At 44.1% G+C, this 26,017-nt stretch carries 24 protein-coding genes; 4 read left to right on the forward strand and 20 right to left on the reverse strand.

Annotated features, from left to right (window positions below; all coding sequences use genetic code 11):
• Positions 1-244: transposase (locus B152_RS0113085; RefSeq protein ID WP_020592876.1), on the reverse strand; the 244-nt coding region annotated here is incomplete at its 3' end.
• A 48-nt stretch (positions 245-292) separates the two neighbouring features.
• Here B152_RS0113085 and B152_RS24785 point away from each other — a divergent pair.
• A complete protein-coding gene (locus tag B152_RS24785; RefSeq protein WP_281168725.1) occupies positions 293-682 on the forward strand; it encodes a transposase in 390 nt (129 codons plus the stop codon).
• Positions 683-758: 76 nt separating this feature from the next.
• On the opposite strand, the gene B152_RS0113095 is transcribed toward B152_RS24785, so the two are convergent.
• Positions 759-1,496: a glycosyltransferase domain-containing protein gene (locus tag B152_RS0113095; RefSeq protein WP_083921892.1), complete on the reverse strand. Its 738-nt coding sequence runs from the start codon at positions 1,494-1,496 to the stop codon at positions 759-761.
• Positions 1,497-1,612: 116 nt separating this feature from the next.
• Between B152_RS0113095 and asnB (B152_RS0113100) the strand changes: the two genes are divergently transcribed.
• Positions 1,613-3,547, forward strand: a complete 1,935-nt coding sequence (gene asnB, locus B152_RS0113100) for an asparagine synthase (glutamine-hydrolyzing) (protein ID WP_020592879.1) — start codon at positions 1,613-1,615, stop codon at positions 3,545-3,547.
• 54 nt (positions 3,548-3,601) lie between these two features.
• Here asnB (B152_RS0113100) and B152_RS0113105 read toward each other — a convergent pair whose 3' ends face one another.
• Genes B152_RS0113105 through B152_RS0113125 form a run of 5 tightly spaced genes read right to left on the reverse strand, consistent with a single transcriptional unit; the run spans position 3,602 to position 9,808 of the window.
• Positions 3,602-4,756, reverse strand: coding sequence for a glycosyltransferase family 4 protein (locus B152_RS0113105; protein ID WP_020592880.1), 1,155 nt, complete (start codon positions 4,754-4,756; stop codon positions 3,602-3,604).
• Positions 4,749-6,701: an asparagine synthase (glutamine-hydrolyzing) gene (gene asnB / locus B152_RS0113110; protein ID WP_020592881.1), complete on the reverse strand. Its 1,953-nt coding sequence runs from the start codon at positions 6,699-6,701 to the stop codon at positions 4,749-4,751. Before asnB (B152_RS0113110) ends, B152_RS0113105 begins: the two co-directional genes overlap by 8 nt.
• 37 nt (positions 6,702-6,738) lie before the next feature.
• The gene (locus B152_RS23680; protein ID WP_020592882.1) at positions 6,739-7,923 is read right to left on the reverse strand and encodes a glycosyltransferase; all 1,185 of its coding nucleotides are present in this window, start codon (positions 7,921-7,923) and stop codon (positions 6,739-6,741) included.
• A complete protein-coding gene (locus B152_RS0113120) occupies positions 7,911-8,843 on the reverse strand; it encodes a glycosyltransferase family 2 protein (RefSeq protein ID WP_020592883.1) in 933 nt (310 codons plus the stop codon). The genes B152_RS23680 and B152_RS0113120 overlap by 13 nt, the downstream gene beginning before the upstream one ends.
• On the reverse strand, positions 8,840-9,808 hold the full coding sequence (locus B152_RS0113125) for a phosphoglycerate dehydrogenase (RefSeq protein ID WP_020592884.1): 969 nt from the start codon (positions 9,806-9,808) through the stop codon (positions 8,840-8,842). Before B152_RS0113125 ends, B152_RS0113120 begins: the two co-directional genes overlap by 4 nt.
• Before the next feature lie 77 nt (positions 9,809-9,885).
• On the opposite strand from B152_RS0113125, the gene B152_RS23685 reads away from it, so the two are divergent.
• Entirely contained in the window at positions 9,886-10,653 is a 768-nt protein-coding gene (locus tag B152_RS23685) for an inositol monophosphatase family protein (protein ID WP_020592885.1), read from the forward strand.
• Here B152_RS23685 and B152_RS0113135 read toward each other — a convergent pair.
• From B152_RS0113135 to B152_RS23690, 4 genes are read right to left on the reverse strand one after another with little or no spacing between them, the layout of a single operon-like run.
• Entirely contained in the window at positions 10,643-11,248 is a 606-nt protein-coding gene (locus B152_RS0113135; protein WP_020592886.1) for an SIS domain-containing protein, read from the reverse strand. The genes B152_RS23685 and B152_RS0113135 overlap by 11 nt on opposite strands.
• Positions 11,249-11,269: 21 nt before the next feature.
• Entirely contained in the window at positions 11,270-12,331 is a 1,062-nt protein-coding gene (locus B152_RS0113140; RefSeq protein WP_020592887.1) for a Gfo/Idh/MocA family protein, read from the reverse strand.
• Positions 12,332-12,342: 11 nt separating this feature from the next.
• Positions 12,343-13,113 (reverse strand): 3-deoxy-manno-octulosonate cytidylyltransferase, encoded by a 771-nt coding sequence (locus tag B152_RS0113145; RefSeq protein WP_026261543.1) that lies wholly within the window; start codon positions 13,111-13,113, stop codon positions 12,343-12,345.
• Positions 13,114-13,131: 18 nt separating this feature from the next.
• The gene (locus B152_RS23690) at positions 13,132-13,911 is read right to left on the reverse strand and encodes an HpcH/HpaI aldolase family protein (protein WP_083921893.1); all 780 of its coding nucleotides are present in this window, start codon (positions 13,909-13,911) and stop codon (positions 13,132-13,134) included.
• Positions 13,912-14,028: 117 nt separating this feature from the next.
• On the opposite strand from B152_RS23690, the gene pgl reads away from it, so the two are divergent.
• Positions 14,029-14,703 (forward strand): 6-phosphogluconolactonase, encoded by a 675-nt coding sequence (gene pgl, locus B152_RS25415; protein WP_020592890.1) that lies wholly within the window; start codon positions 14,029-14,031, stop codon positions 14,701-14,703.
• Here pgl and B152_RS0113160 read toward each other — a convergent pair.
• From B152_RS0113160 to B152_RS0113205, 9 genes are all read right to left on the reverse strand, one after another.
• Complete coding sequence (locus B152_RS0113160) at positions 14,687-16,552, reverse strand: hypothetical protein (RefSeq protein WP_169337425.1); 1,866 nt, start codon at positions 16,550-16,552, stop codon at positions 14,687-14,689. The genes pgl and B152_RS0113160 overlap by 17 nt on opposite strands.
• 25 nt (positions 16,553-16,577) lie before the next feature.
• Complete coding sequence (locus B152_RS0113165; protein ID WP_020592892.1) at positions 16,578-17,402, reverse strand: FkbM family methyltransferase; 825 nt, start codon at positions 17,400-17,402, stop codon at positions 16,578-16,580.
• A gap of 11 nt (positions 17,403-17,413) precedes the next feature.
• Positions 17,414-18,340 carry an FkbM family methyltransferase gene (locus B152_RS25420; RefSeq protein ID WP_020592893.1) on the reverse strand — a complete coding sequence of 309 codons (927 nt, stop codon included), beginning with the start codon at positions 18,338-18,340 and terminating at the stop codon, positions 17,414-17,416.
• Positions 18,341-18,575: 235 nt separating this feature from the next.
• Complete coding sequence (locus B152_RS0113180; RefSeq protein WP_020592895.1) at positions 18,576-20,417, reverse strand: carbamoyltransferase family protein; 1,842 nt, start codon at positions 20,415-20,417, stop codon at positions 18,576-18,578.
• Entirely contained in the window at positions 20,411-22,357 is a 1,947-nt protein-coding gene (locus tag B152_RS0113185; protein ID WP_157231084.1) for a hypothetical protein, read from the reverse strand. The genes B152_RS0113180 and B152_RS0113185 overlap by 7 nt, the downstream gene beginning before the upstream one ends.
• A gap of 53 nt (positions 22,358-22,410) precedes the next feature.
• Positions 22,411-22,602: a hypothetical protein gene (locus B152_RS0113190; RefSeq protein WP_020592897.1), complete on the reverse strand. Its 192-nt coding sequence runs from the start codon at positions 22,600-22,602 to the stop codon at positions 22,411-22,413.
• Positions 22,599-23,597: an SGNH/GDSL hydrolase family protein gene (locus B152_RS0113195; RefSeq protein WP_020592898.1), complete on the reverse strand. Its 999-nt coding sequence runs from the start codon at positions 23,595-23,597 to the stop codon at positions 22,599-22,601. The genes B152_RS0113190 and B152_RS0113195 overlap by 4 nt, the downstream gene beginning before the upstream one ends.
• A 46-nt stretch (positions 23,598-23,643) precedes the next feature.
• A complete protein-coding gene (locus B152_RS0113200; RefSeq protein WP_020592899.1) occupies positions 23,644-25,278 on the reverse strand; it encodes a polysaccharide biosynthesis PFTS motif protein in 1,635 nt (544 codons plus the stop codon).
• A gap of 21 nt (positions 25,279-25,299) precedes the next feature.
• On the reverse strand, positions 25,300-26,004 hold the full coding sequence (locus tag B152_RS0113205; protein ID WP_083921894.1) for an acylneuraminate cytidylyltransferase family protein: 705 nt from the start codon (positions 26,002-26,004) through the stop codon (positions 25,300-25,302).
• Positions 26,005-26,017: the final 13 nt, after the last annotated feature.

Raw genomic sequence — 26,017 nt, forward strand, 5'->3', positions numbered from 1 at the left:
CCTTCAGAAGATCGTTTTGCATGCTCATTTCTGCATACATTTTCTTCAAGCGGCGGTTTTGTTCTGCCAGGTCCTTCATCTCAGAAATCAGAGAGGCATCCATGCCGCCGTATTTTGCCCGCCATTTGTAAAAAGACGCACTGCTCATCCCNTGTTCACGGCAAAGCTCAGAAACCGGCGCACCACCTTCTGCCTGCTTTAAAATTGACATGATCTGGGCTTCGCTAAATCGTGAATTCTTCATCTAAAATCTCCTCAGGGATATTGCCGAGAAAATTCTACTTTTGAACACATCTATTGTTCGGGGGGATTACCCCAGGATCACTGGAAAGCCATGACTTTCCTCGCGGCTCTCAGACATGACGGCATTGAAGCCCTTTGTGTCTTTGATGGCTCGATTAACGCTGAATGTTTCACAGCACGGGTGAAGCAGATGCTCTGCCTTACTCTCAAGCTGGGGGACATCGTAACCTCGGTTCACATAAAAACACCGCTGTACGTACGTGATGCTATCAGAACCAGAGGGGTAGGGTTCCTGTTCCTCCCCCCTTACATCCCGGATCTCAACCCTATCGAACAGACATTCTCCACAATCAAATACTGCATGCGAATGGCACAAGCCAGATCTGTAAACGCTGAGCGCAAAGCTCTTGAGCAAATCACCAACACGATCGCTCCGTAGCAATGCTACAATTACTTCAGAAATGCAGGCTATGATTATTCTTAAAATGGATACGATCTAAGAGGAAAAGAAGACCCTACTTGCTGATACGCTTGCGAAGAGAGCGGGTAAGGCGTTCCAGAACAGATCGGTAATGCGCCTTTTTACGGAAATATTCCTGTTTATGCCGTTGTGTCATTAAGGTCGGCTGAATGTTGTTTTTCCAGCATACGTAAGGCAAACACAGCTGATCCCGTTTGCTGTAGGTAAGCAGTTCCTGCCACCACTGTTCATGGACATCCTGAACAGCAGGAAGGTTGTGGCGTCTGAGCAAGAAGTTATTCTCTATCAGTTGAGAAGGATCGGGTAATCCGCTTTCGGAATAGTGATTGCGCTGTTTTTGAAAAACATCAGGATCATCCATTTTTAAGATAGAGCACTCTGTAAATTCATCGTAGACATTTCCCCTGAAAGGATGATATGCCGCCCCGAAATCGGGCCAGGATAGCGCATCAAGCAGGCCATCGGGATTTGCAATCAGTCGGGCGTTACCATCTATATAAACGGAATATTCATAATCAGGGAGAAAACGATGGGGGAGAAGTTTCGGCATCCGAGAATATCTTGTGTTGTCCGTGCCAGGGTTGTCATAGATAATCTGCTTCCAGTTGGAGAGACCTGTTATGGATCGCCAGCTTTTTGATTTTCTATCCGTAAAGCAAACATAGTCCCACCCAGGGTAACGGGGTTGTTCCAGTATTTCATCATATCCTCCGACAATAGCTGTGTAGATTACTTTCTTGATTGCCAAAGGTGACCTCCAGGATGTGAACATAGAGAAGATGTAGTTGAATTAATGCCTTAGCCAGAGGGTACTGTTTAATCCGGTGCTGAACAAGTTGAGAATGTGCTTCGTGAATCAGGTGTTATAATTACAATAGGTCGTAAAATATGTGCGGTTTTGTAGGTGTCGCTTATCTTGGGGGTTGCGAAAATAGGGAGAATTTTGCCCGACGTCTGAAACGCAGTGCCGAAATGATCCGCCACAGAGGGCCCGATGATTCACAGGAGTGGGTTTGCGAGGAAGGGAGAGCCGGCTTTGGTTTCCGTCGCTTATCCATCCGTGATCTCTCAACAGCTGGCCGTCAACCAATGACATCACATTGTGGCCGCTATGTCATCGTCTTTAACGGTGAAATCTATAATCACGGCGAATTGCGGCGTGCGCTTGAGGGTGAAGGAACTATTGAATGGCGGGGACATTCGGACACAGAGACGCTGTTGATGGGCATATCGCTCTGGGGGTTGAAGCAGGTTCTTGGTCTTGTCGACGGAATGTTTGCTATTGCGCTTTGGGATAAAAAGCTCAAGAAAATGAGCCTGGTGCGAGACCGATTTGGTGAGAAGCCTCTATATTATGTTTATCAAAATCAAGTGCTGTCTTTTGCCTCAGAGATCAAAGCATTACCGGAACTCGGTGTTGCTCTGGGAGATATTGATCGCGAGGCGCTTATTTCCTATTTCAGGTTGCGGTATATTCCTGCCCCGAGATCAATCTACAGTAATACAAAGAAAGTTAGACCAGGGGAGATATTAGAGCTAGCTGGTGATCTGCGCTCAGATATTTACTGGGATGGGTTTTTACAGGCAAAAGAATCTCATGGGGCTGATTATAAAGGCAGTAAAAATGACGCCTTGGGTGAAATTGACCGGCTGCTTCATTCCCTTGTTGAGAAACGGCTGGCTTCAGACACACCGCTCGGAACATTTTTATCCGGAGGTATTGATTCGTCTTTGGTCACTGCCTTGGCACAGGCCCAAAAAAGTACTCCCATTGGTTCTTATACCATTCGCTTTGAAGATGAACGTTTTAACGAGGCGGATGAGGCCCAGGCGATTGCCAGGTATTTGGGGACGGACCACACAGAGATGACTGTCACCGAACGGGATGCTTTGAATCTGGTGGAGAAAGTACCCGAGGTTTATGACGAACCTTTTGCTGACCCGTCTCAATTGCCAACAATGCTTCTTTGCCAGTTAGCCAAGAAGCATGTGACAGTTGCCCTTTCCGGGGATGGCGGGGATGAGCTGTTTGCAGGATATTCCCGGTATCTTAGAATTATAAAAAATTTTCAGGGCAAAGAAAGTGGTGCTGGAAGCCAAGGTCTCTCTAAAGCTTTGGCTGATTTGCCTTGGGGAGGGCTGGATCGTGCTCTTGGAACGTTTCGCAAACGTCCGAGCAGATACGGAGCCAAAATCCGCAAGGGGCTTATGAAGCATTCTGTGGGGTCGCTTGGTGAAATTACACAGCACCACACAGGGTTTTGGCGTGATGCTATTCCAATACAAGGCATTACTCACGCGGAAAATTGGGATTTTAAAAGAGCGTGGCCGCTTGATCCTATGCAAATGTCCGAGCTCGGCGACCTTAAATCTCTTATGGTGTCTGACAGCTTGGTTTACTTGCCGGATGATTTGATGGTGAAGGTGGACCGAGCGAGTATGGCGGCTTCGTTAGAAGTGCGCACACCTTTTCTCAACCAGGATCTTGCCAGGCTCTGTTGGTCGCTTCCAGCCGAATGGCACGCCAATCCGCAAGAGGGGTTAAAGTGTTTGTTACGTGATGTTTTATACAAGTACGTGCCACGCCATCTGGTTGATCGCCCGAAGAAGGGGTTTGACGTACCTTTGCGCGACTGGCTGAGACGTGACCTCAAGAAGTGGGGGGGCGCTCTTGTGCATTCTCCCTCAAGTGAAATGGAGGCTCTGCTGGATATGAAGGTGATCCAGAGGGCGTGGCGTGAACATCAAAAAGGGGCGAACAGGGAAGGGGATCTTTGGCCCGCTTTGATGCTGTTGTCCTGGTCTTCACATCATTATTCGTAAAAAAATAGTGCGCCAGTGGGGTGTTTTTAAAGAAGATAAAAGGAATGTCAGGAATTATTTTCTGATCTGTTTTGGTTCGGAAAGCAGCTTTGTCAAAATCAGATGTGTTTTTTTGGCCAAGCTTTCCCATGAATACTGTTCTTCGGTTATCTGGCGACCATTATTTCCGTATTTTTCTCTTAATTTATCATCGCTATAGAGTTTATTGACGGCGGTACAAATGGATTGCGGAGACATATCGTTTAAAACGAGCCCGCATTCATGGTCGATAACAACGTCGGCCTGCTCGGGCATTTGTGTTGTGATAACTGGAACGCCGGCAGCCAGAGATTCAAATAATTTCAACGGGTATAAGCCGTATTGGCCTCTTCCTGATATATCCTGTGTCAGAACCAACGATAATTTTGAATTGGCAACAAAGTAAGGCATGTCCTGATAATTTAGGCGGCCTAAATAGTGGATATGAGCGTGATGCGAGGCCGCGGTTTCTACTTTGGTCCTCAAGGCGCCGTCGCCGGCCAGACGCAGATCAAGTTCTGCTGGCCAGCCTGGTGACGTGGCTGCATCAAGCAATTTATCCAGTCCTTGCCAGGGAGCGAAGGTGCCGTAAAAGGCAACATAGTCCTTAAGGGGAGATGCTCTGGTAGTATCTTTGCGGGGTGGAAGCTGTTTGATCGGCCTAAAAATAGAGGTGTTGGCACCATTTGTAACGACTTCAAACAGAGGCTTATTCCTGGACAGTCTCAACTTCTCTTCAGAGTATTTCCTCAGGCCTTCTGTCACAGAGATAACTACTGAGGCCATCTTTATCTGGCTCAGCATCAGTTTGTCGAAAAAGAATGCAAATTTCTTAACGGAAGGCCAGGCGATGTATAGATCGTCGAAGGGACCATTTACTTCCACAACAGTAGGTGTTTTTCTCAACTTTCCGATTAAGGAAACGACAAATCCTGCAAAGTGCATTCTGGTGTAATAGATGTCTGCTTTGGGTGCAGACAAGGTTCTGAACCATAACGTTGCAAATGCGAAAAGCCGGGAGGCTGCGCCGGGTAAGCTTGTGCGACTGTAAGTCGGTGCGATGAGGTTGATGTTCCAGCCTTGTGCCTTTAACCCTTCGATTATTTCAATCACATGCGTGTAGGAAGCATGCCCCTGTCGCAGCGGTTCAAAAGATACATAGGTGAGGGAACAGGAATTTTTGTTATTCATTAAAGTGAAGCCCGTTCATTTCAGCCCATTTGGCAAGATTAACCCAACGCCATATTGATCTGGGAAATTCTATATGTCCTTCTTCAAAAGATTGCCAACATTGTTTGACATCTTTCGTTTTGAAAAATGGAAGATCTTGAAAATAATCACTTTTTAGAGTCTGTCTTATCCAAGGAGTAATTTCACGAAACCAATCTGTTTCTGGGGTTTGGAAACCTATTTTATCTGTACGATCAAGTATTTCGTCTGGGACGAGAGAGCGCATTGCTGCACGAAATACGGCTTTATCTTGCCCATTCTTGTCAATGAGATATTCATCCGGCAAAGAAGATACAAAGTCGACAATTGTAGGCGTTACAAAGGGTACCCTACTTTCCAAAGAATGAGCCATACTGTTTCGATCTTCGTAACGGAGGAGGCCTGGCAGATTGAAATAGGAAAGATCTCCTTCTAATGCCTGGTGGAGGCTCTTTGCAGTGCCTGGTAGATCGGTGTATTCACCGATAACTCCGTTATCTTCGAACCATTTCCAGCTTATTGTTGAATTTATTCCAGTTTCGGCATAGATCCGGTGTATTTCTTTACTAATCACTGGTGGGCAAAGACGTGTAATAACACGAAATAAAAAATTTGAGAGGGATACCTTGCCCTGTTTAGAAAGTGAATGAGTTAAGTTAAGAGCTTTGACGATTTGGCCGGATTTAATTAGGCCCGCTACAGCTGCTGTATAATAGGATCTATAACCAGCAAGAATTTCATCAGCTCCTTGCCCACCTAGAATTACTTTTATCCCAGCGTTGTTCGCTTCCTCAAAAATCTTGTACTGTGCATAAATACTTGTACTACCAAATGGTTCATCTTGTGTGTGTAAAATTTTGTCTAAATCGGCGAGTAAGTTTTGCGGCTTTAATGTGATTTTGTGAGAGGTTGTTTTCGCACGTTGTATCATAATGTCAGCATAAGATTCTTCATCAAATGTCGTATTTTTCGTGCTGTAGGTAAACGTTTGTAAGTTCGCTTTACTTCCACCTATTATCCTCATAGCTGCAGTAATGGCACTTGAATCAACTCCGCCTGATAAAGCAGCTCCGTAAGGAACATCGCTACGCATATGAAGCTGTACACTTTCTAAGAACAACTTTCTCAAGTGTTGAGCGGCGTCCTGAAAAGAAATTTCTTTTGTTGTGAGTTTGGCTGTTTGCCTGTTGTAATATTTATAAATCTGAACGTTCTGAGGAGTATTTAGATTTATTTTTAAGTAATGTCCCGGATTGATGGATTTAATTGAAGCATAAAAGCTATCTTGATTATGATTTACCAAGCCAAGGGAGAGATAGTCTCTAACAGAAGAAAGGTTTGGTTTATTGCGAACACCTGGGAATTTTAATAATGATTTTATCTCTGATCCAAAAAAGAAATTGTTATTCGTTTGAGTATAGAAGAGTGGTTTAATTCCAAAAAAATCTCGTGCGAGTATGACTTCGTTACTTTCAGTGTCGAGAATCGCTACGGCAAACATACCTATAAAGCGTTCAAATGCATTACAATTCCATTGTATATAGCTTTTTAAGAGAACTTCTGTATCTGATTCTGTATGAAAAACATGCCCAAGTTTTTTGAGTTCTTCTCTTAGCTCAATATAATTATAAATTTCTCCGTTTTGGATCAGTAGATATCTGTTGTCTTGACTCTTGATCGGCTGGTCACCATTCGTGGAGGTATCAATAATAGCCAAACGCTTATGAATAAATGCTACATCAGGAGATTTTGTGGCGAAATCGGCAGAGGTATGATTGTTAATTTCTATTCCCTGCCCCTTAGCCCAGATACCAAAACCTGTAGCATCAGGGCCTCGATGCTGAATGCTTTTGGATGCATCGTTAAGAACTTTTACAGTATCCAGTTCTGCTGAAGATATCTTTATATAGCCTGCAATACCGCACATATTAACGTGTTCCTATATATTTGTTTTGCTGAATTGATTAATTTTTTGCGGTTAAATGTATATATAGTTTTTCTAGGTATTTGGCACAGTGGTGTGCATCATGGTTTTTAATTATGTAAGAAGCTAAGTTATTTGCGATTTTTCTTGCGTATTGAGGTGTTCCTTTTAAGAGTTCTAATGCTTGAGTTATTTCTACCGTGTTTCCAGGGGTGACTAATATACCGCGCTCGTCTTTTAACAAACCAGCCAAACCTCCAACATTGCCACCGATTACCGGAAGATTCACGGCCCCTGCTTCAACAGCAGCTTGTCCCAATCCTTCGTGGTAGGAAGGCAATAAAAAATAATCAGCAGCTTTTAGCCATACGGGGATGTTCAGGCGAGGAATAGCTCCGAGACAAACGTTTCTTGGATCTGATTGTAGATTACTTAGTTCTGGCCCATCTCCAATAAATATAGAGACCCGCTTATCCCATTTCAGAGACATTAATGATTGTTTTAAATCCAAAATTCCTTTTTCTTCAGTTAAATTTCCTACATAAATAGTTATATCGGCATCGAGAGATAAGCCTAATGAGTTTCTTGCTTCTTCTTTTGTTTTTTTTGTAAAAAATTTCGTCGTGTCTATTCCATTTGGGAGCACGTCGATATCTACACTAACTAATGATTTAGCTTCTTCTGCCAAGGCATGGCTAACGGCAAGTACTTTTGAAGCGCCAAGTACTGTCTTTTTAAATAATTTATATGCTCGTTTATTTCTATATGGATAAACAGTTACGTCATCTCCATGAAGCGTAAGTACATAAGGTATTCCCCTTTTTTTCTTGATCCATAAGGCAGTTGCTCCACTTGAATAAGCAAAATGAGCATGTATCAGGCTAGGAGATACTTTATTTATTATTTTTGATAAGCTGTAGTGTTGGAACAAATGCGCTAGGAAAAGATGATTTTCCTTTGGAGTGGTCAAATACCTGGGGCGATAAATTTCAGTATTTCCGTCTTTTTGATATTTTGGTATGGCACTTAAGTTTTTCCAATGTGTAGAGAATTTTTCTAAAGGGTAAGGTACCCATGGGATAGGATTTGCAATTGTTAATGAAGTGAATTCTTGCTTTAAAATTGATACTGTTTCACAATGAAAAGCTCCGGCGGAAGGAGCAACATCAGAAGGCCAACCCTGTGTTATCCAAAGAATATTCGGAACGGTATTTACTCTTTCCATGAGCCCTCGAACCCTTCCTGACGCTTTCTAAATACAGATAGCAAGCCTGAAAGCATCCCAAACAGATGATTTTTCCTTGGAGCGTCCATATGTCGGAGAAAACCCAAAAAGGCGATTAAAAAAAGGCCAAAAATTGCCCAAGCAATTGCTGGTTTTGAAAAGGTTGCCATTTTTCTTGTGAAATAGAGGCGGTTGAAAATTTGCTGCCGACCAAATACAAAACGTTTGCTATCAGGAATCTCGCTGGGGTAGTGCCAACATTTACTATCTGCTACAACATAAAGTCGATGTGATCTGGAAACGCGGTAGCTATAATCGAGATCTTCCAAATAACCGTGTCCTATATACCACTCATCATATTGTATTTTTTCAAATATCTCCCTTTTCCATAGAGTAGCACCGCCATAAAGCCATTGTGTTTCAATTGTTTGAGCAGGGTATGGAATCGATGTGGCGAAGCCAGAGGTTAGTACTTTTCCTGGGTCAGAGCCGTCGATGCCGAAAAAACTATACAATTTTTTTCTGACAGGTATCGGTTGATTGACCACCCCTAGAGATGCGCCACCAGTATCCTTAGACGTGGTCTGCCAGAAGGAGAGCATTCTTTCATTAGCATCTGGTGCTAACTCAATGTCATCATCCAGATAGCCAGCAATAGTAATATTTGGTTTGACCGCGGCCATTCCAGCATTACGCTGTTTGGATAATGAAGGAGGGAAACAGCGAACATATGTGATTGGGAGCTTAGGGTGCTTCTTGCAAAGGCCCTCTATTGAGGGTGATGATCCGTCACATATAACAATTTGCTCTGGCGGGACACTCTGTTTTTCAAAGCTATTGAGTAATACTTGTAGATCATCAGGACGGTCTTTTGTCGGAATGACGTAAGCGATTTTAAGAGAATTTTCAGCGCTACTCATTGAGGAAAAATGCCTTTTTGAGGAAGCTGATTGTTGACTAAACCCTCAATAGCCGCTCGTCCCATTGCTAAAATTGCCTCTGCAGCACTTCCTCCGATATGTGGGGTGCTAATGAAGTTATCTAATTGTATGAGGCCTTTATTTTCTGGCGGCTCAATAGCAAACACATCAAAAGCTGCTCCAGCGAGTTGCCCACAACGCAAAGCGTTTTCTAAAGCCACCTCATCAACTAATCCACCTCGTGCTGTATTAATAAGAATCGCATTTCTTTTCATCATAGCAAGACGTTCCTTAGAAATTATATTAGTTGTTGTATTATTCAGTGGAACGTGAAGGCTAATTATATCGGCCTGTAATAATATTTCATCTATATCAAGAGCATGAACATTATGTTTTTTGTAGAATTCTGAGTAATCTTTTATGTCGTAAGCAAGAATTTTACTACCCAAGGCTCTTAAAATCTTTATGAGATCTTTACCGATATGTCCGCATCCAATGATACCAATAGTTTTATTGCTTAATAATTGACCAGGAAGTACTTGCCATTTTCCATCACGAATTTGACGTGAACTTTGATCTATATTTCGGGTTAACGAAAGCATCATACAAAGAGCTAACTCAGAAACAGATCGTTTGTTAACTCCGCCAACCCATCCTAGGTGTATGTTGTGCTTCGTGAGAGCGTTTAAGTCGATTTTATCAAAACCGACACCGAACTTACTGATGGTTTTTAATCGCGGAAGTCGAGTAATGATTTTTTCAGTAACAGGTTCCAAGGCCACAATTGCACCATCCATACCTGAAAGAAATGAGATTAGATTCTCATCTTGTAAGCTTGTGCCCTCATCATTAAAAATCGCGTTGGGGTAGAGAGACAGAAGCTCCTTTCGTAAAATTGGATGGCGAGAAAAACTGCGTGAAGCAACTGCAATATTCCACGAGGCGTCGGCTTTGTATTTGGTCATTGTTATCTTATGTTAATCACATTAAAGTTGTAGTGTTTCTTATGCATTTCTCATTAAGTTTATAACTGATTATTAATATGACACAAGCGGACAACATAAAGCATAGTACCGAATTAAAGCTTGCTAAATTTCTTGCCGTTAAAGCAGGTGATGCTTTGCGAGAGCATGCTGGTGAGTGGGGGGGGGCTGTTGCTTTGCCCGAGAGGGACGTCAAGGTTAAGGGAGATACTGAGGCAGAAGAAATAATTATCTCCGGCTTGAAAGCGAGCTCTGAGTTTCCAATTTTTTCCGAAGAATCTGGCTGGGCGGTACCCAGTCATGATAAGCAAACACCCATCTGGATTGTTGACCCTCTTGACGGGACTTATAATTACTCTCGGGGGCTTCCTTCTTGCTGTACAAGTATCGCTCTTGTTCAGTATGGGGTTCCTCTACTTGGTGTCATTAATGATTTCAATCGAAATGAAGTTTTCTGGGGTGAAGTGAATTCTGGGGCTTGGTTAAATGGTACAAAAATTCAAGTCTCTATGACAACAGACCCAAGTGTAAGCGCGCTAATGACAGGGTTTCCTGTGAAACGTGATTTCTCTGTTGAGGCGTTGTCTCGTACAGCTATTGAAATGGGGCGTTGGAAGAAAGTCCGGATGATTGGTTCTGCAGCTCTGTCGCTGGCACAAGTCGCGTGTGGCCGAGCTGATGCTTATCATGAAGAGAATATTATGTTTTGGGATGTGGCTGCTGGCTTGGCTTTGGTCAGTGCTGCTGGAGGCTTAACAAAAATGGGATTAGCCTTAGCTGATGAACCTCGTACAGTATGGGCAATGAACAGTTCTCTCAAACTTTAACGGCTCTCATGAGATAACTTCCAACTATATGATCCAGAATCATGTGGAGGTCCTCAACAGGGCCGTACTCTCCTTTGGCTGTTTCAATAAGTATGGATAGATCTGATACTTTGCCACTTATACCACCGTCAAAGCCACATAGAGATACGGTCTTTGCACCAATTTTTTTTGAATATTCCAATGCTTTGACAATATTTGGGGAATTACCTGAAGCAGAAATGGTTATGACCAGATCTTTCGGGCGAAGAAGATTTTTCAACTGGAGGACAAAGAGGTTTTCATAGCCATCATCGTTAGCAATTGCAGTCATAACGGCATTGTTGTCTGTTAGACTCTGTACTCGAAATGGTTTGCCGGGGGCACGTGTTCCTAATCCAATATCATTTGCGAAGTGTGAAGCCGTTGCAGCGCTCCCCCCATTACCAATAAAAAAAATTGACTTGTCATCTTCTCGAGCCTCTAAAAGTAACTCTATGAACTGTTCTACCTTCTGGTAATCCAGTTTTTTGAGCAGTTCGCACAGATAAAGAGAATACTCACGGGCGTATTCCGAAGGAGAAGATATTTCTGTGAAAATTATGTCGAGTTTGTTCATAAATGAGCCATTTTCTGTAACTTAATCAATTGAAATACTATACTTGCTTTGCCATTCAGGATCAGCGCAATAGATGCGGTAAACTAACTCCATCGTTTTGAGGGCGTCAAGGCTTGTTCCTACGGATACAGGTTGGTCGTTCAATATGCTGTCAGCAAATTCTGCTATTTCACGTTCCCACGAGTTATCGTATATGTAGCTCGTGGTTGTTTCTCTTGGATTACCACCATTTTCTTCTTCGCGATAGGCAATAGTAAGTACTTCTTGTCCATAAGAGCGTGTGCTTGAAAGAATACCTGAAAGTGTTAAGGCTCCTTTTTCAAACATCATCTCTAGAGAAAATTTATGACGCCATTGTGTGGCGCTAGATTGGATAAAAGCAACAACTCCTTCATTGGTACGCATAAGAGCATAGGCGTTGTCTTCAACATCTTTATTCCAGAAGTCATTTGTGACGAAGCTTTTTATCTCCGTGAACTCTCCAGCATAACAGCGAATTAGGTCTAGCATATGTATTCCCTGATCCAGAAGGATGCCTCCGCCAGCTATTTCTCTTTGCGCGCGCCAATAAACTGGGTCGTTAGGATCTGTAATGCCTTTGATCTTTGGCGTGAGGACTGACTTTCCATAAATCCCGCGAATGTTTATGATTCTGCCAAGGGTTTTCTCTTTAACTATTTTAAGCGCATCCAGTACTGAATCGTGATATCTGTGGTTAAAGCCATATTTTAATTTTAAATTCGAGTAACATTTTTCAACTTCAATTACTCGGCGTATATCCTGAACATTGCGGCCAGGAGGCTTTTCGCAAAAAACGTGACAGTTCTTCTTCAATCCCATTATCGTGGCGTCGGCAGCGACATGATTCGGTAAACAAACAAAAAGAACATCAAGATCCTCTTGCTCAATCATTTGACGATAATCGCCGTAATAGCAGAGATTATTCCGCTTTTCTCTTACAAGGTTGTATGTTTGATCACTAACTGCAGTTACGCAAAAGAGCGGATGCATATCAATGAAGTTATGGCGCCGTTTGCCGACTAGCCCATGTCCTGCGATGCCAACTTTTAGTTTTTTTGTCATTTTGCCAACAGTTATTTGATATTCAGGTATCGGGAAGTAATATCATCTTTTTCTAAAAACACCTCTGCTCGCTTGCGATCGTTTTCTGTGTCGACACCAATAGTTTCTACTTCACTCTTGATGGAAAACAGTGGGATGCCATTTTCTATAAGTCGCAACATATCGATTGATTCTGCAATTTCGAGAGGTGTTTGTGGAATTCCGGCATATTTAGTTAAAAAGGATGAGGAGTAGGCGATAATTCCGGTTTGTTGATACATTTCAACCGTTGAGCTTCTCGAGCGACTAGGAATTGGACTCCGTGAGAGGAAAATTATCCGATTTTCCAAATCTGTAACGATCTTCACCACGTTAGGATCATCATGCTCTTTAATGTTATAGAGTCGACTAACCAGATTAATAGCGGGAGCCTTCGTCTTTTTGTAGAGACGAATCATATCATCTAAAAGTTCAGGATTGACCATAACTTCATCCCCTTGAACCATGAGAACGAGATCGTCTTCCTTGAGATTGAAGTTACCGTTCTCGATTGCTTCAGCTACACGATCAGTACAACGTTCATGCTTGTTTGAAGTCATTATGGCTGAGCCGCCGACATTAACGATACAGTCGTAAATTTCCTGGTCACAAGTTGCGACGATAACATGGTCAATTTCTTTGGCTAATTGACAGCGTTCCCATACATGTTGAATTAAAGGCATGCCTAAAAGATGTTTCATAGGCTTTCCAGGGAACCGGGAGGAGGCCATTCTGGCCGGTATAATACAAATTGACTGTGTCATGGATTAAGTGGCTCTGATTTAGTATTTGTTAGTGACGATTTTGAGGTCAGTTGTTACTTCTGAGAGTTTTTCGGCCAAAAAGATCATATCTGTGCCGTAAGCAATGAAGCGAAACCCCTGTTCAATGTTACTCGCAAGAGAAGCCCTGTCAGTGTGTACTACATGTATGCCACCAGCTTTATCAGATGTTTGGCAAAAGCGTTTCGCTTTGTTCAAGGATGCCGCAACTTCAGGAGCTGTGAAGTCGCCAGGCTTTCCAAACGAACCTGAGAGGTCGTAGGGTCCTATCATAAAAGCATCTACGCCGGGAACAGAAACAATTTCATCCAGTTGATCAACAGCATCTTTATGTTCAATCTGCACGATAACAACGATTTCAGGTGCTACATTTTCTTTATAATAATCAAAGGACGTGCCATAACCTTGAGCACGAAATAAACCGACCCCACGTTTACCAATTGGTGGATAATAGACGGAATCAACCACACGCTGTGCTTCTTCTCGAGAATTGACCTGCGGAACGATGATGCCTTTCGCACCACAATCCAGTGCGCGCTTGATCTGCAATGGATCATTTGAGCCGACCCTCACAAAAGCTGAGACACCTGCAAGATCGATCACTTGAATCATTTGCCCCATCGTTTCACTTGAGATTCCTGTGTGCTCCATATCGACCACAAGCCATTCAAATTGACCCAAACGCGCCATCATTTCTGTAATGTTAACGTTCGGTATACTCAACCAAGAGCCAATTGTACTTTCTTTGTTAGCCAATTTACGTTTGATTTGATGGGACATGAAAAGCCTTTAAGTTTACGCTTGGGGTATCCATAGGAATGCCGCTTCCTTAATGATATATCTGGATTAAGGAGCGGCATAAAGAGGTTATTGAGCAACAGGCTATGAGTAGAAGGCATGCAAGTAATCAAAGTCAAATCTTTGCAATCACTGGTTCATGACGTGGCCGAAATGTGTTCGGAGTATCTCAGATCTGTGATATCTGAACAGGGTAGAGCAGGCCTCTTCCTCTCTGGAGGAAGGACACCGAAAGATTACCTTCCTGGACTTTTCCAGCAGGAACTGCCTTGGGAAAGAGTTACCATTTCTCTGACTGATGAGCGCTGGGTTCCCGCAGGTCATCCTGATTCGAATGAGGGATTGGTAAGAAAAATTCTTGAAAAACACGATGAAGCCCAAAAGGCTACTTTTTTGGGTTTTTACGGGGAGGAAGAAACACCTTTCGAAAGCATTGATCGCCTGGAAGAAGTGCTAATTTCAGCGGAGTTCCCCTTTACAACCGCGCTACTGGGGATGGGAGAGGATGGTCATATTATGTCGCTCTTCCCCGATGGGCGCTGCAAGGAAGGAAAATACGGTTTGTGTGTCGCCACCGATAATAGTCCCAAGCATCCTCGAATGTCTCTGTCCTATGATGCGTTGGCAAGAATAAAGGCACCTATTTTGATTGTGATTGGTCAGGAAAAAAATGAACTTCTCGATAAGGTTATGGCAGATTTGGATAATTGTCACCACTATCCTGTTCAGCGTCTTCTTCAACACGAGAACCTAGCAGTTATTCAAATGGTTTAATTATACAGGAGGAGGGTGGGGCAGCCCCAGGAAGAAAACGTGAGATTGCATCCTCGGAAACAGGATGGAAATACTGCTGAATATAGTTTTGCGCTTTCTCACGCTCTCTAACGTAATGCTCATCGGACCACTTGTCGATTGTTGAAATGGCCCCGTTGAGTGGGCGGTTCGTCGATGCGAGGACTTTGAACGAGCTCATTTCAGACAGGGGGTCGTAGTCAAAAAGCCCTTCCTTTTTGAAGTGGAGCAATGGCAATCCATATAGTACTGCTTCCAATGCGACTGTTGTGCTCCAGTACAAAACAGCATCGCAGTCACGGAGGTCCTCCAGAACACTTTCTTGTTTACTGACCTGAATGTTGTTCGGCAGTGGTCCACGATATTCCAGGTGCGAAAGAAATTCTTGCAGAGGCAGGACTGGATGACAACGCACCAAAAACGTTATATCCGGAGCCTCAGGTGCCTCACGGAGGAGATAGGCGACCATGTCTGCAGCTTCGATCAACCCCTCGAGGGCAACGAGAATTCTTTGACAAGGAGAGCGTCGGGCATTTCTGGATTTGATGTTGAAGAGATACTCGTATCTCAAGGCGCAAGCGGGTTCCACGCGTCCAATATTGCCCTTGCCATAGCGGCGAAGGATTGATGCCGTTGCGGAGCCGGTTGTCAGTATTTTATCCGGAGCGGGACGAAAGGCTTGCTCTTCCCTGCTGGTGAACATTCCCAAAGCTGCAGGTGGCACAACGGAATGTTGATAACCCAAGATTGGAAAACCACTTTTCTGCCTCAGGCCCCTGATGAGCATAAGTTCCCAAGGATTGGCTTCGCAGGTGGTCACAAAGGCTTCGATATCGAAGTGCTGAGCTATTTGCCGCCCGTTTTCCTCCATCATCGACTGGGGAAGCTGTATTGTCCAGATCGCCTCTTCAAGTGCGGCCTGGGCTAAAGGAGCCCAGTTTATTCCTGTCAAATTCGCGGACGCGTCTGGCAGTTGCGTCTGATCCATTGATAAGAATTGGGGGGATCGAAGGGGTTTGAAAGCCGCATAAAAAACAATTCTGGCGAGCTCTACAAAAGGTGTGAGCACAGACAGGAAGACCTCGGATGGAATTAGTTTATGGCGCAATGAGGGAGGGATGTTTGCATAACACTCAAGCCTGTCAGAAAAGCCCTGTATGATCGTTACGACCTCTTTGCCGCGTTGTTCAAGATGCTGGGCAAGCGGACCGAAGAAGGGATCCCTATAGGTCTGATCATCCTTGAAAGCGGTTTGATAGGTGAAGCTTCTGATCAGGTAAACTGAAGAAAGAGAGCGACCAGGTCTGCCATATCTGCGCTTTGCTTTAAAAATCCACCGTGCCGAACGCAGGGCTTCTTTTGACAGCGTGGCTATTTGCCTAAGGCGCCTTGAGAACTTTTGCGATTTTTTGAAAGAAGCGCTGCAAACTGCGACACCTTCGGAGTGTGCCAATATTTGCGTTGCCTGGGCCAAAATGACAGGAGCGTTTTTTTCGAAGAGCAGCTCCAGCTGATTTTTCTTCGCAAAATACACGACAGCGTGAGCGACTATCCAGTTGTCTGCCTCTGTTATCGTTGCTGCATTCACACGGTTCCGAGATGCGACGTCTGTCGCCCACCACAGCGGATGGGTGCGATTAAGACTGCTTAGGGGGCCCATCATTGCGACATAGGCAGTGACTAGAGAGCTTTCTTGAGAAGTACCGGTTCCCGAAAGGCTGCTTGAAAAATCAAAAGGAGCAACTCGACTTGAGCCCCCAGCCCCCCGTAGTTTCAACCACCAGAGAGGAGTGTCATTCCATCCGTTGTTCGAGGCATGTAATTGCATCATCCCGCTCGCTGGTCGCGATTTGATCTCAGTTTTTCTCAAAGATACAGTTGTGTATTTGAGGAGCCTGCTGAAACTTTTCTTTCAGTGAAAAGCCTGCTTCAATCAAGATGTCAGTAATCGCCCGATTGTTGTGCTCTTCTGTCTCCACAAGAACGTGACGGAGCGATGGTTGTCGCAGAGTTTCCCGTGCGCCTTCGATGATTTCCAGCTCGGGCCCGTCAACATCAATTTTCAAGTGGGTGGGTGGAGCAAAAACTGCTGGGTGTTCTTGCAGAAGATAGTCCAATGGCATGACAACTGCTCCCTGAACGAGAGCTGGCTTTCTGTCCTGATTTTGAGCTTCGCCGTGCAAGGCCGAGCCTGGTGCCATATCTGACAGCGGGAAGTTGATAACACCAATTTGGTTGCTCAGCGCCATTGGGAAAGGGGAAATGAGATCCCCAAAATCATTGTCATCAATGTTTCGGCACAGGTTCCGGAAATTTGTCCCCGCTGGTTCGAAGCAATAGGCCCGGAAATCCTTACCACCAACCAGAGATGCATAGAGGCTGTAAAGGCCAACGTTTGCCCCAACATCGTAGAAAACACTCTGTCCAGTGATTGTCTCCTCAATCCAACGAAGTGTTTCAGGTTCTTTGGAGAAGAAGGTGTCTACTCGATAACATTCGATTTCAGAAGTGGTGCGCAGAGAAAAGGGACCATGAGCTGTTTCAACTTTGGCACGGCAATCTTCCGAAGCGACAATATGTGCCATGACACGGCGCAGGCGCTTGTTGCCACTTACTCCACAGTTTGTGATGCGTGAAAAAACACTGCCGAGTGCAGATTTGGTAAAAGCTGTCAGGTGCATGTAATCGAATCTCAATAGATTATGTGTGCCCGGCTACCCGGGGTCATTGCACTCGTTAGAGTATTGAATAAACGACCCGTTCGGATCAAGCTCTGTCTTTGTGAGGCAAGTTCCTTTAAGAGGGCAGAGAGATTAAATTGTGATTTGATCTTATTGGGCACAAGGTCATCCAGTGCTAATAATAGGTCATGTCGTTTGTAAAGAAATAGGATAAAGGCATAGGATTTCAGGGTATCCATAGCCAACAGATCGGCGTTGTACTGACAGACAATTTCTTCCGGATAACGTAAGAAAATTGCATCTCCGAATACACTTTCTCCCAAGCCATCATGTGCTGTGCGTTCCCAACGACAGATATTTGTAAAATCTATAAAGTGGAAGCCACTGTTTTCCAATGATTTTTTTACATCTCCAAACAGTGGTTGATTCTGGTAAATCGACTTGAATTCTATTTCCAGTTCAATGCCTAAAGCTGTTTTTAAAGATTCTTGTCCCCCTTTAATAGCTTCAAGTTCCGCCCCCTGTATGTCCAGCTTTAGAAAATCATAACTGTGAGGTGCTACAAAGACTTCGTCTAGAGTTGTTGTTTCAATTTCAACTTCATCAACAATCTCAAATCGCTTGGGATCAGGAAAGAGATCTAGGTACTGCTGTCTGGGTTTAAAGAGGCTTGTGCAGCCTGGTGATGATGTCAGAAACAAAGTTCTATTATCGTTACAACTCCATACACCTTTATCAACAGTTTTATGCCCAATGTTGATTAGGAAATCTCGGGATCTTTTATCAGGCTCGAAAAAGGTGACATCCAGATGCTGGTGGTAATCTGCCCAGCGCGGCTCTATACCGCCTCGGCCTCCAACGTCGCAGAGGCTGACTTTGGTTTCACCGAGGAATTGTTTGATGAATAACTGGTTACGAGACAGTTTTTTCTGTCTCATATAATCCAGACAATGGTGAATTAAGGATCTCAGGAATTTAGGCAAGGGGCTCTCCGGCTCTAACTGTGGGAATTTGCCTGATGTTATTTAGCTTCGAGCCAATAGCTTTCAGTGTCGGGCTCAAGTTTTCGATTCATGTAGTCAATGCCACAAACGCGGAGGCATATGCCAATCGGGCAGATGAAGAGCCAAAAAACTATGAAGCTGATAATTCTAAGAATTGTATTCATGTCTATTAGTCCAATTGAAACAGGTTTTGCCAATCTTGTTCTTCAACGTAGACGGGTTGTTCTTCTTTTTTCAGGAGATATGGGCCCAATACAAGAGCATCCATCTCAGTACGCATGAAACAACGATACGCATCTTCAGGACTTTCCACGATAGGTTCTCCACGGACATTGAAAGAGGTGTTGATTAGTACCGGGCAGCCTGTTTTCTCTTTGAATTCACTGATCAATGCATGAAGACCAGGATTACTTTCTTTGTGAACGGTTTGAAGTCGAGCGGAACTATCTACGTGCGTAACGGCCGGGATTTTTGACCGAACTTCATTTACCCTATTTAGATCGTATTCATCGCATGATGAATTTTGGAGAATACATTTATCTTTCTTTACATGGCCGACCATCAGCATGTAAGGGGAGGAAAAATCCTCTTTAGTATTGTGTTGGCCGTCTACGTCAAACCATTCGCGGACATCCTCAAAACGTACCATGGGTGCAAAGGGACGGAAGCTTTCACGATACTTGATCTTAAGGTTCATGACCGATTGCATCGTTTCTGAACGAGGATCTCCGAGAATTGATCTGGATCCCAGTGCGCGTGGTCCAAATTCCATCCGGCCATCAAAGCGCCCAATTACATTGCCTTCTGCTATTAGCGCCGCAATGGTACTACAGCGTTCTGTCTCGTCTTCAATGAAGACCGCTGGAAGTTCACGGCTTTCGAGAAAAGCTTTGATCTGGCCGGTATCATATTCAGGGCCCAAATATGAATTTGATTGACGATCAAGCTTAACAGTGCTTTGGCGAGGATTTCCTAGATGATTGTACCAAGTCCATAATGCTGCACCGAGAGCGCTGCCGGCATCTCCGGATGCTGGCTGAATCCATAGACGCTTGAAGGGACCTTCCCTATAGAGTCTTCCGTTTGCAACACAATTTAATGCAACGCCTCCCGAAAGGCAGAGGTTCTCTTCTCTTGTTTCTTTGTATATATGTGAACCAATCTGTAAAATGATCTCTTCAGTGACCTTTTGGATCGAGCTTGCAAGATCCATGTCAAGCTGGGTGATTTCACTTTCTGGGGGTCTTGGTGCACGATCGAAGAGCTTGTGAAACTTTTCTGTCGTCATTGTGAAATCAACACAGTAGTTGAAGTAGCTCATGTCCAGACGAAATGAACCGTCATTTTTGAGGTCGAGCAAATTGTCAAGAATTGTTTCTACATAGCGAGGCTTTCCATATGGAGCGAGGCCCATCAGCTTGTATTCACCTGAATTAACCTTGAAACCACAGTAATAGGTGAAGGCGGAATAAAGCAAGCCAAGGGAATGAGGGAAGCGAATTTCTTGCTGTATCTTCAGTTTGTTGCCTTTCGCAACACCGTAACTAAGCGTTGCCCATTCACCAACGCCGTCCATGGTCAAAAAAGCAGCTTTATCAAAAGGAGAGGGGTAAAAAGCTCCTGCAGCATGAGATTCGTGGTGCTTAGGTGAAATAATGGGGCCTTTAAAACCCAACTCTTTTCGAATCAGCTTGTTTAACCACAACTTCTCCCTGATCCAAAGGGGCATGGCGCGCGCGAAGGAACCGAGGCCAGCGGGAGCATGCATAAGGTATGTCTTGAGCAGGCGGTCCATTTTCAGGTTGGACTGCTCGTAGAAACTCACATAATCCAAGTCTTCACTGCTAATATTTGCCTCTTGTAGACAATATTTTATTGCATTTTGGGGAAAGGACGCATCGTGTTTCACACGGGTAAAGCGTTCTTCCTGCGCGGCGGCAACGATTGTTCCATCACGAACCAAGCAGGCTGCACTGTCATGGTAAAACGCAGAGATGCCTAATATTAACAATGGCTTGTTCCTAGTGATTGAGGGAGACGCTTCAGGAGTTCAGACAAGGAGGCATCATAGTCGGATAAAAGCTTGGTACAATCCTTATTTTGATCAAAGCCACTACAGTAATTCTCATGTACAGAAACTGTTTCTTCAAGAAAAGCTATCAATTGATCCAGTTCTGAGCGTAACTTTCTTCCGTGCTTTTGGTCCAGGTAAGCGGCTACAGCCAGTGCTTCTGCGCACTGTTCTAATAGGATGCGTTCATAGCGCATGGAAACTCGCGAATGAGAGCCAAAGCGGAGAGTTTCTCTAAAATACCAATAGATTGTGGAAATCAGTCGCTCATGGATAATGTTACCCTTAGACAGGTGAGTTGCTAACGTTGCGCGAACCTTTGTCAGAATATTTGAAATCCATCGCACTTCGGTCTCTTTGTCAAGGTCAGGTGGGGTATCAGAAATCCATTCCTGAGCCCTTTCCGGCAGAATGGATTTCATTTCTCCAGACAGTCTCAGGATCTTCTGCTCTGTATTGAAAAGAGGATAGAGTGCGGCGTTGCTTTCTATGGCCTTCAAGTATGGAGGCAGAAAGCGCGCAAAGATAAATTCAGGGAAGCGCCCGACATCGGTCGCGCGGAGAGGGCCCACATTTAGAATATCTAGATATTTGCTAAAGCAAGGGTGGCATAAGTGATAGTCGAGCGCCTCCAGAAACCTTTGGGGCATGTTCTGAAGTTGGTGTGCGGGAACGCCTTTTTCCAATTGTGAGACAAGACGTTTCTGTAGGTCTTCTATTTCTGATGGAGGCAAGTCTGTGTATGATTTGAAATAGCTGTGAAACTCTGCTTCATTGCCTTCTACATACTCTGGATTGAAGAGGTGATTTTCGATCTGTAGTATTTGATCCCCTTTTGTTAAAGGCGCAGGAAGTTTGTCGATGATTGCATCTGCAATTTTGTTTTGCGCATTCTGAAGTGGATGGCAATGGTCAATGAAATCAGTTGTTTCGACAAGCTCCCTCATATCGACCATCGTGGCGTTAGAATATCGCAATGAGAGTTTATCAATAGCGGATTTGTATGGGTTGCGCACGCGGTACATGGAAGTATCAGTTTCGAACGATTTGTCCAAGTATTCCCTATATGCTTTTGCGTCTTCTTGTTCCCGGCGGATTAACGCTAAGTTATAGAGAATTATTTCTTTACGCGCGTTTCGTTCCTTGAGGAGCAGTTCTAGCAAATATTCTGCTTCCTTGAATTCTCCTAATTTTGCTTTTGAGATTGCGTAGTTATGGACAACAAGTGTTTGAAATTCCAATGAACTTACGAGGGGGCCTGATTTTTCGAGGATATTCACGTATTGTTCTGCTGCTGCTGAGAAGTCTCCTTTTTCAAAAGCCTTCATTGCCTGTATGAAACGTTGATCTTCAATCATAAGCTTTTGTGATGCCGCATATTGCAGGTCAAGGTAGTGGTAAAAAATGAAGTTTCCTTTTCCAGCTCCTGCAGGGAAGAGGGTATTGGCTTCAGGTCGGATCAAGCAAACCGGTATAGAACGTTTAGCGCAGTGAGCGACTACTTTTGCAATGTTGCTCTCAAAGTCATGCGATGATACCGGTGCTTCGAGATCCTGATCGAATAATGGGTTCCAAGTGTAATAGAGGAGTCTGTTCTTTAAGCGTGCTTTAGGGTGTTCACCATCTGGTGATTTTACCAAGCGTTTTAGGCGATCCTTGACTACAGAAAACTCGCCCTTCCGCAATTCAGTGCCCATAGTATCGCAATTGCCAAGATAGATAATGACAGCCTGAATCGTTCCAAATTTCTTTTGGTTTCTGAAAAAAAATGCAGCAGCATCGGCAGATGTTATACCTGGAAGGGAGCAGTTAATCAGCTTGGTGTTTGCTGGCCAAATGGGGCGTTCAGCCAAGCGGAAGGGGTACATAATTTTTTCCATGCCAGTTGACATGCTGGCGGAATCACCGAGTATCACAATCGAATTTTTAAGCATCAGAACAATGGGTAAACATCATCACCAACAGTGCTGGTATCTGAGGTTTTTTCCCCCTTTAATTGACGGATCTCCTCTTTTTTAAGCAGAGGATAGAATATTAAACCGTAAAATAGGTATTTGGCTTTTTCTTGCCATGTCTTTTTTGAGCGGGCAAGTTTGAGAATCAGTACTTGGAGAGTTTCGTTCATATCCAACCCTTATCCTCCAAGGTTGCACTTACAACTTCACCAAAAATCCGATGGCCTTTAACGTTGATGTGACCGTCGTTAAAAATCACTGGGTCTTCTGCAGTATGTTCTGATAACATTGGAGCAGTCATATCCACCCAGGCCACGTTTAGTTTGTCTAGTGTTTGTATCAGACGTCTACGGGGTAGGTTGTAGTCGACGAGCAGGGAGGGAGGGCTATTGTAAAACTGCTGATGGATAACGCCTAATGAAAATAGCAGCTTAATGTTATTTTTACGACAATGGTCGCGAATGACTGCGATGACCTTTTCCGCAAGAGTATTGATGTAGTCGTAGTGGTTTCCTTTCCACTGAAAGAACACGGGATCGGTAAGCGGATCGTAATCTGATGCCAGCTCAATACCTGATCGGAATTCATTGAGCTCTTTCCTGTAGGCGTAATAACGGCCAATCAAATTCCGAACCGAAGTATATTTCGCGTAGTTCGGCACCTTTTGAAAACAAAGTTTCCCAGTTTTATCGAGGCTGAAAACTGGTTTGAGATATCCGTTTACATAGTTATTCAACAGTCTGACAATTGCCCATGGGTGTTGCTCAATAACAATTATTTTGGGGTTGTATTTTGCTGATTTTTGCATGAGGGCGACACATACTTGGTCAAGCCCGAGACTACAATGCCCCATGTTTACAATCTGTTCACCAGTGAGTTCTCTCAGAACGTCAGAATATCGTTCTGTCTGGTTGACACCTCCTCCCCATGAATGTGAGCCACCAATACAGACAATACTGTTTTTTGAATCTTTGGGAAGGTATGGAATGTCTCTGTTGCCATCTTCATTATGGACGACATCGTATACACCTGCTTCACCTTCTGAGGTCATCTCAATGGACTTAACACCCCAGAAGCCAACTTCTGCATTAAATTCGTAAGCACGCTTAGCGACCTGATTTTTTTTCTGCTTGTGGGCTTGAAGAAGTCTTGCGAGGAGGTTCATAGGTGTGGCGATCCGTGTGGGAAAATATTAAAGTGCATTTTCAAGGCTAAGGGAGATTCTCAAGCCAATCTACAAGCTCATTGATGGTGGAAACAAGTGGAACTTCTCTTGTTGCGGCGCAATCTTTGGCGAGCTTATTGACTGGGTCGAAGAAAATGGATGGCTTCTCAAGTGCTTTTGCAATGTGAGCCGTGCTTGTAAAGGGAATAGAGATGACCGCGGTCGCTTTCTCTATGAGGCGTTCAGCAGAAATTTTTGGATCAACTTCTATAATGTTTTCTGAGCTTGTGAGTGCGTTGATCGTTTTTACGTAATCTTTGTCCGCTATTCGTCCCACATTTCTTTTCCTTTTTATCACCATTGTCAAATTTTTTTGAGCAAGAGCTTCTTTGACGCTCAGTAAAAAAGAACAGATAGTTTCGGAAGAGTAATAGTCGGCATAGATTCCACGCGCAGCTAGTGATACAGGACGCTGCGCTGTCACATCAAAAACTGCAACGTACCTTTTAGGAAGTTCGGGCAAAAGGGTTTGGGTGTCGCCTATGGGGATTGGTCCTTCGACACTAAAATCTCCGGCGTGAACCATGTGCTGAGAGAAATATTCGGCCTGAGCTTCGGTCCAGACAGCATTTTCTGGCCAGTTGATAATAGGAAGGATGGGAAGGGGGGGGCGGCGTTCACCATTTTGAAAGCAAAAGGGTAGGGTGTTGCAGGAGTAATATGCAATCTGAACACGTGCTCCTTGCCGTTCGGCAAGATAAGTCCACAATGGCCTGAGATCCCAATTTCCGAAATGGAAAAGATAGCTTGAAGCCATTTGTCCAGGTGCAAGTCGTGCAAAGTGATTGAGGGTGATGGCGTCTGCAAGGATGAGAGGAGTCCACCAGTGGCCGCAAATCCACTGGGCGAAGGACAGTACGCACAATCCAATGGAGGAAAGCACAAAGTGGATTTTACCAAGTTTACTTTGGATGACTGGGTGAACCTGTTCAACGATTTTTACAGTTTCGGTCGACTGATGTGCATTAATTAGTGAAGGACATTCGGCCCAAATCTCTTTGATCCCTTTGGGGATAATGGTGCTGTTCTTGTACCAAGTTAGAAGTGTACGAGAATGTTGGAAGTCTGTCTTATTCTGGGTGATGGCACTGCTGGGGCAGTCACAGATGACTGCATAAGGAGGCGAAGTGCCAACGTTTGGGGGTGTTTTCAGTTCCCGAATGGAAAGACTGGCAACTCGCCGAATTCCTCTTGAGTATGCTTGCCATTGTAGCCAGAGGAATGCTAGGCGAGACCGAAAGGATGGTACAGGATAGCCTTGGCTTCTAAGTATTTTTCTCCAGAGGTGGGGAACGGGGATTGCTGTTGGTATCGCGTATTGCGAAGTCATCTGAAAGAACAGAAGAGTTGTCTGTTTTTGCAAGGCGTATCTTGTTAAATACTGGCGAAGGAAGATATCCAGATTCGGGCGTAAAGTCTTAGGGATAAGACCCCATCCAGTTGAGTCAGGAAGGTTCAATTCTTTACCAAGCAGTCTGTACAAATGCTCAGATACTTCGTGGTACTTGGCCTGTGCTTTTGGGTTGCTATTTAAGCCTATATATGTCCGGTAGAGTAAGAGAACTTTGCATGTGTAGAAACGGAATACAATCCTGTTTTGAAGTTTTTTGAGACGTTTCATATTTGATTGCTTTGGTTCGGCTTAGCTGATCAATTTCATGTGCTGAAAAAGAGCCTCTGCTATTCTCCAGTCGTCTTCTGTATCAATATCTACAGATCTATGTTTGGGTAAGATATGGCCTACAAAATTGTGATAAGTACCTGGGCCTGTGCAATCCAAGATCTGCTGTGTCGGGAAGATTACGTAGTTCCCTGTGTGATAGTAGTGTTCTTCTATATCTTGAGACCTAATACCCATTTTGTTGTTTTTCACTGGTGAGAGGCTGTGATCTTTATTCTGAGAAAATGCCCATTCAATTGGAGCGGGGAAAGGGGTAACGGAAAGAACCGCTTTTAGTCCTCTGTGGGACGAGAATATATCAGCGGCCTCTTGCAGATCTTTCGGGAGTACTAAAGGGGAGCAGGCCATTAGTAGGCAAACAGCATCAAACTCTTTGCCACATTTCTTGTGTTGATATATTGCTTCCTGTAGGACAGGTATCAATGGGGAATGGTCATCTGACCAATCTGATGAACGTTCAAATTCAGGGGGGAAACCTGCTGCCGATACAATTTCCCGAACTTCTGCGTCATCTGTTGCGACATGAATCGTGTCAAAAATCTCTGTTTTTTTAGCGCAATCCAGGATATGCATAATCATCGGTTTTCCGCAAAAGTCCTTGATGTTTTTCCGGTGAATTCGCTTGGATCCTCCTCGTGCTGGCACGATAGCCAATATTTTCATCATGGGTTCTCTTTTT

Source organism: Kiloniella laminariae DSM 19542, from assembly GCF_000374005.1.
Lineage (GTDB): Bacteria > Pseudomonadota > Alphaproteobacteria > Kiloniellales > Kiloniellaceae > Kiloniella > Kiloniella laminariae.